General features: G+C 57.0%; 8 protein-coding genes. 1 reads left to right on the top strand and 7 read right to left on the bottom strand.

The features are described 5' to 3' along the window. The 5 genes from CIK95_RS11870 to CIK95_RS11890 all read right to left on the bottom strand — a co-directional run. Positions 1 to 1,068, bottom strand: a 1,068-nt coding sequence (locus CIK95_RS11870) for an N-acetylmuramoyl-L-alanine amidase (protein WP_144007830.1), incomplete at its 3' end; no start/stop codon positions are given. A 118-nt stretch (positions 1,069 to 1,186) separates the two neighbouring features. Further along, on the bottom strand, positions 1,187 to 2,125 hold the full coding sequence (locus CIK95_RS11875; protein ID WP_094467095.1) for an SUMF1/EgtB/PvdO family nonheme iron enzyme: 939 nt from the start codon (positions 2,123 to 2,125) through the stop codon (positions 1,187 to 1,189). 246 nt (positions 2,126 to 2,371) lie between these two features. Beyond that, positions 2,372 to 3,307, bottom strand: a complete 936-nt coding sequence (locus CIK95_RS11880) for an SUMF1/EgtB/PvdO family nonheme iron enzyme (protein WP_094467096.1) — start codon at positions 3,305 to 3,307, stop codon at positions 2,372 to 2,374. A 112-nt stretch (positions 3,308 to 3,419) separates the two neighbouring features. Further along, entirely contained in the window at positions 3,420 to 3,797 is a 378-nt protein-coding gene (gene folB / locus CIK95_RS11885; protein ID WP_022309784.1) for a dihydroneopterin aldolase, read from the bottom strand. A 31-nt stretch (positions 3,798 to 3,828) separates the two neighbouring features. Next, a complete protein-coding gene (locus CIK95_RS11890; RefSeq protein WP_094467097.1) occupies positions 3,829 to 6,396 on the bottom strand; it encodes an adenosylcobalamin-dependent ribonucleoside-diphosphate reductase in 2,568 nt (855 codons plus the stop codon). Between the two features lie 162 nt (positions 6,397 to 6,558). On the opposite strand from CIK95_RS11890, the gene CIK95_RS11895 reads away from it, so the two are divergent. Continuing rightward, positions 6,559 to 7,311, top strand: a complete 753-nt coding sequence (locus tag CIK95_RS11895) for a nitroreductase family protein (RefSeq protein ID WP_094467098.1) — start codon at positions 6,559 to 6,561, stop codon at positions 7,309 to 7,311. A 530-nt stretch (positions 7,312 to 7,841) separates the two neighbouring features. Here the strand turns inward: CIK95_RS11895 and CIK95_RS11900 are convergent. Together CIK95_RS11900 and CIK95_RS11905 are read right to left on the bottom strand one after the other, a co-directional pair. Then, on the bottom strand, positions 7,842 to 10,682 hold the full coding sequence (locus CIK95_RS11900; RefSeq protein WP_094467099.1) for a bifunctional fucokinase/fucose-1-phosphate guanylyltransferase: 2,841 nt from the start codon (positions 10,680 to 10,682) through the stop codon (positions 7,842 to 7,844). Positions 10,683 to 10,695: 13 nt separating this feature from the next. After that, complete coding sequence (locus CIK95_RS11905; RefSeq protein WP_094467100.1) at positions 10,696 to 13,197, bottom strand: YfhO family protein; 2,502 nt, start codon at positions 13,195 to 13,197, stop codon at positions 10,696 to 10,698. Positions 13,198 to 13,208 lie beyond the last annotated feature (11 nt).

The raw sequence follows: 13,208 nt of genomic DNA on the forward strand, positions 1-13,208 counted from the left end.
AGTCTTCACGACGGGGGCGGGAGTCTTGGCTACAGGCGCGGGCGCTGTGGGAGCAGGGGCGGAAGTCTTGGCTTCGGCCTTCGGAGCGGAGGGAGCCTGGGCAGTGTCGGGGGTGGCTGCCTGGCGCTGGGCATCTACGGTGGCTGTCTGGCGCGTCACCGCTGTCTGGGGCTGCGGGGTGGCTGCGGGTGCCGGGGCAGCAGGCTGCTGCTTGCGATACTCGTCGGGTACTATCTGCGGCAACGCCCTCGGGGTGTTGTCGTCAGCCTTATAAGGTACGGTAATCTTGTCTGCAAATCGCATCTTGTACTGCAAGAAGGCGTTGAAGATGCCTTGGGTGTAGAGGTTGAGCGCTGCATCGGAGTTGAGGAAACGCTCTTCGTCGGGGGTGGATATGAAGCCGAGTTCCAGGAGGCAGCTGGGCATTGACGAGAGACGCAGCACGGCCAGATTGTTCTGGTGGGCGCCGGCATTGATACGTCCGGTGGCGCGGCCCACCTCTCGCTGCATGAGTTTGGCAAGCTCCACACTGCGCTCGCGGTTCTTGTCGGCGATAAACTCAAACATGATGTCGCTCTCGGCAGAGTTCTGGTCTATGCCTTTATACACCTGCTTGTAGTCTTTCTCCATCAGGATTACGGAGTTCTCTCGCTTGGCGACATCGAGGTTTTCCATGATGCCCTTGTTGCCGGTGCTGGCTCCACGGCCCAACGTCCAGGTCTGGAAACCACGTGCCGAGCGGCTGCCTTCGACGGCGTTGATATGGAATGACATGAAGAGGTCGGCCTTGTTGCGGTTGGCGATTTCGGCACGGTCTATCAACTTGATAAACACATCACGCTTACGGGTATAGATGACTCGCACATCGGGGCAACGCTCCTCGACCATTCGGCCGAAGGCGAGGGCATAACGCAGGGTAAGCGTCTTCTCATTGGTTACGGCTCCGGGTGCGCCAAAGTCGTGACCGCCGTGGCCGGCGTCAATGACCAGGGTAAATCGGCGCCCGTCGGCCATCATCGGGATGGTAAGGAGCGCCAGCAAGAGAGCCAAGACTGTTCGCTTAATCATATCTACATGAATAACAATGCAAAATTAACAAATATTCATCATAAAACCGCCAGCGGCTGTCAAGTTTTATCATTTATTAAGTGTCTTCGGCGCCGTTACCATAAACCCGACGGAGCCATTAGTTTACAGACATGGCCAAACGCAGCCCGAGATGGCCATATTTTTCCTCTGGGGGCATCCCACCACGAGGGCGATGATATACTTTCAACTCGTCATACTTATCATCATCCCAGACCGAGCCACCTCTCAGGCAACGGTTATCTTTGGATGTACTCCTATCCGGTCCTTGGGGATTGGTAGTGGGACTATGGCGATAATAATCATCGTTATGCTTGTCCTGGCACCATTCATTCACATTTCCAGTCATATCATAAAGACCCAGTTCGTTGGGCTTTTTGGTTCCCACCTCTTTCTTGTCACCCAATGAACTCCAAGAATACCGCTTGGCATTACCTGCATGCCATCCTATTTCATCAAGATTGTAGCTTCCGCTATATCTATAACCACGACTGCGCTTGCCGCCACGTGCAGCATACTCCCATTCGGCCTCTGTAGGCAGACGGAAGTGGCGTCCGGTCAATTCGCTTAGCTTCTCTACGAAGTCCTGACAGTCATACCAGTTCACTTGTTCAACCGGATAGTTGTCTCCCGACGGATACTTTGACGGATTACTGCCCATCACAGCGGTCCAAAGCGCCTCGGTGACCTCATACTTGCAGATATAAAACGAGCTGAGGGTAACTTTATGCGGCACTTCGATGCAGTACTCGTTATCCCAATCTCCATTGGGGTCGCCCATCATATACGTACCGCCCTCTACCAGCACCATATCGGCCATGAGTTTCTTGAGGTGGGAGCGCAGAGGCTCTGCCAGCGAGTTGATGGGGTCTACCTTCTTCGGATGGGCAGGCTTGGGCCTTACGGCACTTCTGCCGCGACTCTGGGGTTTCCTTACTGTTGGCTTGGGTTTGGTTGCAGCCGGTCTGCGGATAATTCCCTGCGCAGAGACTGTCACTGCGACCAGACACGACATGAGTATAATGACAATCGATTTCATAGATAAAAATTTTTAGTTTGACTTATATGAGAGTGGAAATGAAAGATGGCGTAGGCGCACCGTAGTCCATGACCGCCCGAGCCACCCCCGCCACAGAGGCTCTGCTCCCGGCGCTAAGCATGGTCATCACGCATGCAGATACAGATGACTCGCACATCGGGGCAACGCTCCTCGACCATTCGGCCGAAGGCGAGGGCATAACGCAGGGTAAGCGTCTTCTCGTTACCATAAAACCCGACGGAGCCATTAGTTTACAGACATGGCCAAACGCAGTCCGAGATGGCCATATTTTTCCTCTGGGGGCATCCCAGTATTGCGTGTATATACTTTCAACTCGTCATACTTCTCCTCATCACAGAACGAGCCACCTCTAAAGCAACGGTTATCTTTGTATGTACTCCTATCCGGTCCCTGGGGATTAATGGATGGACTATGATGATAATATTCGGTATCTAATTTGTCCTGGCACCATTCACATACATTTCCAGTCATGTCATAAAGGCCCAGTTCATTGGGCTTTTTGGTTCCTACTTCCCTCTTGTAGTAATGTGCATTACCTACATGCCATCCTATTTCATCAAGAGCGTAGCTACCGCTATATCTATAACCACGACTGCGCTTGCCGCCACGTGCAGCATACTCCCATTCGGCCTCTGTAGGCAGACGGAAGTGGCGTCCGGTCAATTCGCTTAGCTTCTCTACGAAGTCCTGACAGTCATACCAGTTCACTTGTTCAACCGGATAGTTGTCTCCCGACGGATACTTTGACGGATTACTGCCCATCACAGCGGTCCAAAGCGCCTCGGTGACCTCATACTTGCAGATATAAAACGAGCTGAGGGTAACTTTATGCGGCACTTCGATGCAGTACTCGTTATCCCAATCTCCATTGGGGTCGCCCATCATATACGTACCGCCCTCTACCAGCACCATATCGGCCATGAGTTTCTTGAGGTGGGAGCGCAGAGGCTCTGCCAGCGAGTTGATGGGGTCTGCCTTCTTCGGATGGGCAGGCTTGGGCCTTACGGCACTACTGCCGCGACTCTGGGGTTTCCTTACTGTTGGCTTGGGTTTAGTTGCTGTTGGCTTGGGTTTAGTTGCCGCCGGTCTGCGGATAATTCCCTGCGCAGAGACTGTCACTGCGACCAGACACGACATGAGCATAATGATAATCGATTTCATAGATAAAAGTATTAGTTTGACTTACATGAGAGTGGAAATAACAGATGGCGTAGGCGCGCCGTGGCCCATGACCGCCCGGGGCATCCCCGCCATAGAGGCTCCGCTCTCGGCGCTAAGCATGGTCATTGTCAAAGTGGAGCTCGACACCGGCACCACCCATATTGGTACCCATAGGCGGGTTGAGCTTGGTGAGTCTGATGTCAATGCTCTTGACAAAGGCGAAGCGACGGAAGATGCGGTCGGCAATGCGGTAAGCCACGCGCTCGAGCAGATTGCTGGGCACCTGCATCTCCTGTTCGAGCACACGGTAGACATCGGCATAGTTGACAGTGTCGAGCACATTGTCGCTGAGCATGGCTTGGTCGACAGGATATTGCAGGCGCACGTCCATAAGATAGTCGTTGCCCACAATACGCTCCTGCGCCTCCACACCGTGATAGGCGTGAAAGCGCAGGTCTTGCAGATAAATATAACTGGAGTTGAGTTTCATCTTAGTGATTGCTATTATTATATATAAGGCATCAACCGCAACGGCTGGCACCACAGTTGGTGCAGATGAGGCAGCCCTCCTGGTAGACAAGGGTTTCCTGACCACAGGCGGGGCACATCTGTCCCTTGGCCTGGGTGCCATCGGCGATATACTTCTTGAGCGCGCGCTCCACGCCGTTCTTCCAAGTGTTGATGCTCTCATCATTGAGCTGGAGCGAACCCACAAGTTTGATGACGTGGTCGATAGGCATACGGTAGCGCAGCACACCCGAGATGAGCTTGGCATAGTTCCAATACTCGGGGTTGAACTTCTGAGACAAGCCCTCGACAGTAGTCTTGTATCCACGCTTGTTTTCAAACTGGAAGTCATAGCGATGGCTGCCGTCCTCGTTGGTCTGCTTGATTATCTTGCCACGGGTGACGGTCTTGGGCAGCACGATACCTTCCTCGTCGTCCTGCAGACCAGTGAAGATTTCATAGGGATAGCCGTCGAGCAGTCCTACAAAAGCCACCCACTTCTCGCGGTTGTTCTGGAAGCGCACCACGTCGCACACGAGTTCCTTGGGGCGGGTCTCGGTGACAGCCGGACGCTGGCAGGGCGAAACCGCAGCCTCGGCCTGATGGTTCTTCTCCTTCTTCTTGTCCTTCTTGCTCACCGACATCATCACACCCGAACGGCTGCCGTCGCGATAGATGGTACAGCCCTTGCATCCGGAGCGCCAGGCTTCGACGTAGAGACGATTGACGAGAGCCTCGTCGACCTCGTTGGGCAGATTGACTGTCACGGAGATAGAGTGGTCTACCCACTTCTGGATGGCGCCCTGCATCTTGACCTTCATGAGCCAGTCCACATCATTGGCAGTAGCCTTGTAGTAAGGCGAGCGAGCCACCAGCTGGTCTATCTCTTCCTGCGAGTAACGCTTGTGGATATCCATGCCGTTGACCTCCATCCAGGTGAGGAACTTGCGGTGGTAGACGATATACTCCTCGAAGCTGTCGCCCACCTCGTCTACATAGTCCACATGCACATCGGCGTCATTGGGGTTGACCTTGCGGCGACGCTTGTAGACGGGCATGAATACGGGCTCGATACCCGATGTGGTCTGCGTCATGAGCGACGTGGTGCCTGTCGGCGCGATGGTGAGACAGGCTATATTGCGACGGCCATACTTGACCATATCGGCATAGAGCTCGGGGTCGGCCTCACGGATGCGGCCGATGAAGGGGTTGGCTTCCTCGCGGTGAGCATCGTAGATGGCAAAGGCGCCACGCTCGCGAGCCATATCGACCGAGGCACGATAGACGCCAAGGGCGAGGGTACGGTGTACCTCGACGCTGAAGTCGGTAGCCTCCTGGGTGCCGTAGCGCAGACCCATGGCAGCGAGCATATCGCCCTCGGCGGTGATGCCCACACCGATGCGACGGCCCTGACCGCTCTTGTGGCGTATCTTTTCCCAGAGATGATACTCGGCCTCCTTGACCTCATCGCTCTGGGGATCATGCTTGATTTTGTCCATTATCTGGTCTATCTTCTCCATCTCCAGGTCTACGATGTCGTCCATGATGCGTTGGGCAGCGCGGGCATGACGACGGAAGAGGTCGAAGTCGAAACGGGCTTCGGGGGTGAAGGGGTTGACCACGTAGCTGTAGAGGTTGACACACAGCAGTCGACAGCTGTCGTAGGGACAGAGAGGTATCTCGCCACAGGGATTGGTACTCACTGTGCGGAAGCCGAGGTCGGCATAGCAGTCGGGGATGCTCTCGCGGAGAATGGTATCCCAAAAGAGCACACCTGGCTCGGCGCTCTGCCATGCGTTGTGTACTATCTTCTCCCACAACTGGCGGGCATTGATGGTCTTTGTCATCATCGGCTGGTCGCTGTCGATGGGGAACTGCTGTACATAGTCGCTCCCGTCGACGGCTGCCTGCATGAAGGCGTCGTCGAGCTTCACGCTCACGTTGGCGCCAGTCACCTTGCCCTCGGTCATCTTGGCGTCGATAAACGCCTCAGAGTCCGGGTGCTTGATACTCACCGAGAGCATCAGCGCTCCACGGCGTCCGTCCTGCGCTACCTCACGTGTAGAGTTGGAGAATCGCTCCATAAAGGGCACCAGTCCGGTAGAGGTGAGGGCAGAGTTGTTGACGGGAGAGCCCTTGGGGCGCAGCTGGCTCAGGTCGTGACCCACGCCGCCGCGGCGCTTCATGAGCTGCACCTGTTCCTCATCGATGCGCATGATGGCGCCATAAGAGTCGGCATCGCCGTCGAGGCCTATCACAAAGCAGTTGCTCAGCGAGGCCACCTGATGGTTGTTGCCGATGCCCGTCATGGGGCTGCCGGCAGGCACTATGTATCTGAAATGGTCTATCACATCGAACACCTCCTGGGCGCTCATCGGATTGTCATAGTTGTTCTCTATTCGCGCGATCTCATTGGCTATTCGCCAGTGCATATCTGTGGGCGTCTGCTCATAGATGTTGCCCGCGCTGTCTTTCATGGCATACTTGTTGACCCATACTCGGGCTGCCAGCTCATCGCCGTCAAAATAGGCGAGCGTGGCACGGTATGCTTCGTCGTAAGAATATGTTTTCAGTTCGCTCATAACAAGTTGGATAATTATTATAATATGTCGGACTACAAAGCTACTACATTTTTTCAACATGAGCGAGCGTTTTCATGGAATTTTTCATAAAAGAAATCGATTATTTGTTTTCCGTTTTGGAAAACTTTAGATAACTTTGTCGCAGAAAAGTTTTCCAAAAAGATGACACAGTTTACTTCCAGGCGTTCCATACGCCGCTATACCCAGCAGCCCATTGACGAGGCGCTGCTCCATCGGCTGCTCAGCGATGCCGAACGTACCCAGACGATGGGCAACCTGCAACTATATTCGGTCGTAGTGACCCGCAGCGACGAGATGAAGGCGCGGCTCGCTCCCGCCCATTTCTCCCAGCCTATGGTGACCCAAGCCCCCGTGGTGCTCACCTTCTGTGCCGACTACAGGCGCACCACCCTGTGGGCAGAGCAGCGACAGGGCCATCCCGGATACGACAACCTGCTGAGTTTCATCAATGCCGCCACCGACGCACTGCTCTACTGCCAGACCTTCTGCAACATGGCAGAGGCCGAGGGGCTGGGGCTCTGCTTCCTGGGTACCACCGTCTACTGCCCCGAGGCCATCATCGACACCCTGCAGCTGCCCCCGCTGGTATTCCCCGTCGCCACCATCACTCTGGGTTGGCCCGACGAGCATCCGGCGCAGACCGACCGTCTGCCGTTGAGCGCCATCGTGCACGAGGAGACCTACGCCGACTATACGCCCGAACGCACCGACGCCGCCTATGCCGAGAAGGAAGCCACCGAGGAGAACCGCCACTTCGTGGAAATCAACAACGTGCAGACCCTCGCCCAGATATTCACCGACATCCGCTACACGCGCAAGGACAACGAGGCCATCTCTGCCACGCTCATCAAGGCGCTACGCCGACAGGGATTTCTCGACGACAGCCAGCCATAACCCAAACCCAGCACCCCACCCCACAAGACACGGGCAAGCCTCTATCCACAGAGACTTGCCCGTGTCTGCTGTTATAGGGAACAGCAGCAGGCGGCAAGGCTGCCAAGGCTGACGGCAATCCATGCATAGTCTTACGCCAAGCCATATCGGTCGCGCCCGAAGCCCATTGACTCGCGCCCGAGAGCTCTTGGCTGGCTCGTATCAGAAGGCACGAGGCCACGTAACGAAAGGCACGGACCCACGTTTCAAACGACACGAGCCCTCGTTTCAATCGATACGAGCCGCCAGAGTTACCCTCCAGCACAGACAAGTTACCCACCAGACCGCCGGAGATAATCTCTCTACTCAAGTGATGACTTTGTGGAAGAAGGAGTATACTAACGGGAATGGCGGAAGCAAATCGGGGCGCGCTGCCGAGGCCCTCCGCGCAACCAGACATACGGGATAAAATGCAGAACGCAAATGCCACGGGGGTGGGCATTTGCGTTCTGACTGTTATAGTAAGTTCTGATTCTACGTATGTCGTGGCCTTAACTGCGGCTGATCTGAAGACCCTTGTCGCTAAGCGACATATCGACGAAGCGGGCATTGGCGTTGAGACGGTTCTCACGGAGAATCTGCTTGATGCGGGCTGCAGCCTCGGGGTCTTTAGCCACCATGTAGAGGTAACCACCTCCACCGGCTCCGGGCAACTTGTAACCGAGGCAGAGGTCATCGATGAGCGAGGTGAGGCGTGCCACCTCGGCAGGGTTGGTACCGCTGTCGAGCAGCTGGTTCTGCTGCCAGGTCTTGCGGACCAACCGGCCCATCTCGTCGAAGTTTTCGCGCTGGATGGCTTCAAACATATCGATGGTATGTTGCTTCATCTCGCGGAGCAACGCCAGTTCGTCGTGCTGATTGAGGAACATGCGGCGCACAATCTCTGCCAGTATCTTCTTGGCGGTGCGGGTAATGCCCGTATAGTAGAGCAGATGACACGCGCGGTACTCGGGCTGGGTGTAGAGAGATGACGGCAACCAGCGCACTACTGGGTTCTGGTCAAAGCCCTTGCCCGTCTGCAGCAGCTTGATGCCCTGGAGCAGACCGCCAAACTGGTCTTGCCATCCGCCGCCGGTGGTAAGGAGCTGTTCGAGCACAAGGGTGCGACGGCCAATCTCGTTCTTGTCCCACATGAGACCACAGAAGTCGTTGATGGCGCCAAGTACGGTCGAAGCCAAGAGGCTGCTCGTGCCCAAGCCCGACCCTGCGGGAATAGCAGAGAGCAGCGTCACCTCGATACCACAGCCGAAGGCGGCAAGTTGCTGCGCCAACGACTGATACTGCTCAGCCGAATACTCGGGCAGGAAGCCCGCCAGCGCCAGTGCTGCTTTGGGTATGGAGAACGGACTGCCCACATGGTGGAAGTCGCGCAGCTCTTCAAAAGTGGTGATGACCTCAGAAGCGCCGAGGTCGATACTGCGTAGGATGATATGATGGTCGCGGCAGGGCTTGACATAAGTCTGCAGAGGCGGCTGACCATTGAGCTCGATGGCGAGGTTGATGACGTTGCCGCCCTCCATAAGGCAGAAGGGAGGGGTGTCAGTCCAGCCACCGGCGATGTCGATGCGCACAGGGCTGCGACCCCATACTATCTGGTCGGAGTAGACCGAGAGACGGGGATGCTGCTTCTGGGCGAGCACGGTCTGGGTGAGGCCTTCGCGCAGCAGACTGAAGGCGCGGCCCTCGCTCTCGGAGCCGTCCTTGCCATTGAGCCGCTGCAACTCGGAGCGGAACATGGCATCGTGGATGCGGGTGAGCAGAGGCTCGTCGGCAGGCAGAGGTGTGGGCTCGGCTATGTGGTTGGCGGCAAACTCATGGGCGGCATCGTCGAGGTCTACCTGATAGAACACGCTGTGGGCGTAGTTGTGGGAGAGGAACGACCAGTTCTGCGCACGGTTTTCCCTGCGCTGCTCGACGAGACGACGCAGATTGGCCTGGGCCGAAATCTCGTCGGCGCTGAGACGCCGGGCCTCGTTCCATACCACGCGGCCACCCTGCTGATAAGGCTCGTTGAGCATCCATCTCAGCACAAGGCCGGCGTCGTTGATATTGTCGACCACGGGGAAGATGCGGGCCGACTGCAGGTCGTCCTTGCCTTCGATGGCGGCGGCATCGATGCCGCGCTCTTCGGCCCAGCGGGTGAAGGGTTCACCCAAGTATTCGGTCACGCCATCGGTGATGTCGCCGCGGAACTTGTCGTTGAAGCCATAGGGGCGTATGGCGTAGCTCTCGTCGCCGATGGGCACGATGTCGACACACTGGCCGGGACGGAGTTCTATCTTCCACTGGTTGCGGGGCACACCAGTGATGATATTCTCATGGGCTATGGTCCACTGGGCGCTCACACAGCTGTTTTCAATCCAGAGGTTCTGGTTGTGTTCGGTGATTTTGATTTCCACTTCAGAGTTCTGGGTGAACATGGAGGGATGGGGCTTGAGCGAGTGGTGCATGATCTCGCGCTGGTCGTTGACGACATTCTGGATGTCAAGCATAGACGAGACTATCTCGTGCGACGTACCGAAGTGATAGAACTCTCCGCCGGGCAGAGGCAGTATGGCCACCTTGAGGTCGTTGACCTCGGGGTCGTCGATGGTGGGGTCGGTGCCGAGACAGCAGCCAAACTCTCCGTACATGTCATAGTTGGTCACCTCGCCGTCGCGCATAGAGCGGCGCATGAGCACCTTGACGGCGCGGTCGGACAACAGCCACACGCCGATGTCGGTCAGATAGAAATGCTCTTTCTGCAGCTGACCCAGTGTCTGCATCGATGGCTTCTGAAGCATACACTTGAGCTGGGTGGGAGTCTGGCGGGAAGAGACAAAGACGCCGTGGTCCTTGGCTATTTCGGGTCCGAGCCACAGGCCATAGCACACCACGTCGGCATCGGGGATGGGCTGGAGCGCCTGGGTAGCGCGGATGTAGACATCGCCGCTGACAATCATCGTGCGCAGACCCTCGGGCGCCTGGTTCATGATGCGCTGATAGAGGGGCACCTGCAGGGAGAGCAGGTCTTGAGACAGGCGCTGGCCGCGCTCCCATCTGAACACGGGAATGGGCGTGAGTATCTTGCCCGAAGGGGCGTATGAAGGCAGTCTTCGGCTCTGTCCGCCGGCATGGAGCAGCAGACGACGGTCGGCAGCGAGCCACTCGTCGAAGCTACGGCCATTGCCATGGGCTTTGTAGCACGCCTGGAGCAACCAGGTGGTGCCGCCACCCGAGCCGAGCTTGCGGCCCACGGGGTCGTTGGTGCAGAACCATTCGGTATCAGACAGACCGGTTATGTCATGGAAACATCCCACCAGATTGGGGGGCAGGGAGAGCAGTTTCTTCATATCTTATAGAGTATTAATGTGTCGTTTGATTATTCTTCTTGCGGCGCCAGGTGTCGTAGAGTCCGCCCACGATGATGAGCAGCAGCACCACATAAGCCACATAGGCTATGGTCTCAGTGGTATCGACGCTCTTGGGGAAGAAGGCGAGCTTGACCTGATGCTTGCCGGCAGGCACGCGGAGCGCGCGCAGGATGTAGTTGACGCGGCCCAGCTCGGCAGGCTGTCCGTCGATGGTGGCGGTCCATCCGGGATAGTAGACCTCGGAGAAGACGAGCACGCCGCCCTTGTCAGAGCTTACCTCGTAGGTCAGCTGGTTGGGCTCATAGGCGAGGAGCTTGGCCACAGAGTTCTTGTCTTGCGCCACAGCCTCGCCCAGCACGTCGGCAAAGCGCTTGTCGGCCACAGCCTCGTGGCGCAGGTCAATCTGGCCTATGCGCTCTATCTCCTGGTTGGCGTTGTCGGCAAAGGTGAGCCGGTCTACAAACCATGCGTTGCCGTAGGCATAAGGATTGAGCAGAGGCACGGTCTGTCCGCCCTGCAGGGGGACGATGATATACTTGGTGTTGAGCATATTGAGCACGGGGAAGAGCGAGTCGCCGTTGACGCGGGTCATGTCGCCGTCGCTGTCGGCCACTGCCTTCATGATACGCGACATCTGGGGATTGATGTAAGCCTCTATCATCTCCTGGTAGCGGCGCAGCTTGGCGGCATGATAGCCTCCGATGCTCTTGTGGTAGTAAGAGGTCTCGTTCTCGTTGAAGGTATTGGTGGCGAGATTGAGCACACGATAGTCCAGACCCTTGTCCTTGAGGATGAGCTGGTCGGTGTGGCTCATGGGCTGGGGTGCCTCGCGCACGCTCTTCTCTACAAACATGCCGTCATTGAGGTAGCGCTTGTTGACCTGCCACATGTCTACCAGGCAGAGCACTCCCACGCCGGCAATCATGTAGGCAGCCTTGAGCTTGTTGATGCGGTAGAGCAGCAGCATCACCACGCCCACGGTAACAATCCAGAACGAGCGCCAGCAGTCGGCGGTCATCACGGCCTGACGCATCTCGGTGAGATTGGCCATAAGGGCGTGACGATACTCGTCGGGTACCTGGCCGAGCGCCACACGCTCGGACGAAGAGATGAAGTCGTTGAAGAAGAAGCCGGGCATGAGGGCGAAGAGCAGAGCCACGCCGGCGGTGAGGCCGAAGCTCACGTAGACCCAGCGCATATTGCGGGTGAGCACCTGCGGGTCTTCCACGATGCGGCGCAGCGCCATCATGGCAAGCAGAGGGATGGTAAACTCGGCTATCACAAGGATAGACGCCACGGTGCGGAACTTGGCGTAGAGGGGCACGTAGTCGAGGAAGAAATCGGTAAAGGGCATGAAGTTGCGACCCCACGAGAGGAGTACACTCAGCACGGTGGCTGCGAGCAGAGCCCACTTCATGGCCCCCTTGACGATGAAGAGGCCGAGGACGAAGAGCATGAGCACAAAGGCACCCACATAGACGGGGCCGCTGGTGCCGGGCTGCTCGCCCCAGTACTGTCCTATCTGCTGGTAGATGGGGTAGAACTCAGGGTTGGCCTTCTCCATGGCGGTCTCATTGGCTGCGAGGGGCACAGAGGCGCCTCCCTTGACATTGGGGATGAGCAGCGTCCATGTCTCGTCGATGCCATAGCTCCACTGGGTGATGTAGTCGCGGTCCAGTCCACTGCTGGTCTGGTTGGCGGCGTTCTTCTTGACCAGCTCGCTCTTTCCGCGCATGCTCTCCTGGCCATACTGCCAGGTGTGGTAAAGGTTGCTCAGATTGATGCAGATGCCCAGCGCGGCGCCCACGAAGCAGACGGCGGTGGCTTTGGCAAAGCGGTCGAGGCGGTGGCTGCGGATGGCCTCAACGAGGAAGGCTATCACCATGAAGAGGATGATGAACAGATAGTAGTAGGTCATCTGCACGTGGTTGGCCTTGACCTCAAAAGCGGTGAAGATGGCTGTGAGCAGCAAGCCGCTCAGGTAGCGACCGCGATAGGCCAGCACCACGCCGGCAATCATGGGCGGAAGATAGGCCAGCGCCATCACCTTCCAGATGTGGCCCGCGGCGATGATGATGAAGAAGTACGACGAGAACGCCCAGATGATGGATCCCAGCACAGCCAGCTCCTTGCGGAAGTCGAAGGCGCGCAGCAGGATGTAGAAGCCCAAGAGGTAGGCAAAGACGTACCACACATTCTCGGGAAGCCACAGATGGTAGGCGTCCATGACCTTCTGCAGACCGTTGGTACTCGAATACGACGGCGCAGTCTGATAGGTGGGCATGCCGCTGAATGTGGCGTTGGTCCAGCGCGACACTTCGCCGGTGCGGGCGTGATATTCCGACTGCTCCTGACCAGCTCCGCGACCCGCCGACGAGTCGTGGCGGTAGAGGATGCGGCCGTCAAGGTCGGCAGGCATGAAATAGACAAACGCTATCAGCGCAAACAAAACTACTGCGGCTGCATCGAGCCAGTATTTCTTCAGTATATTCATTGTTGTTGGTA

The organism is Prevotella sp. P5-108 (genome assembly GCF_002251385.1).
In the GTDB taxonomy this organism is placed as follows: Bacteria; Bacteroidota; Bacteroidia; order Bacteroidales; family Bacteroidaceae; genus Prevotella.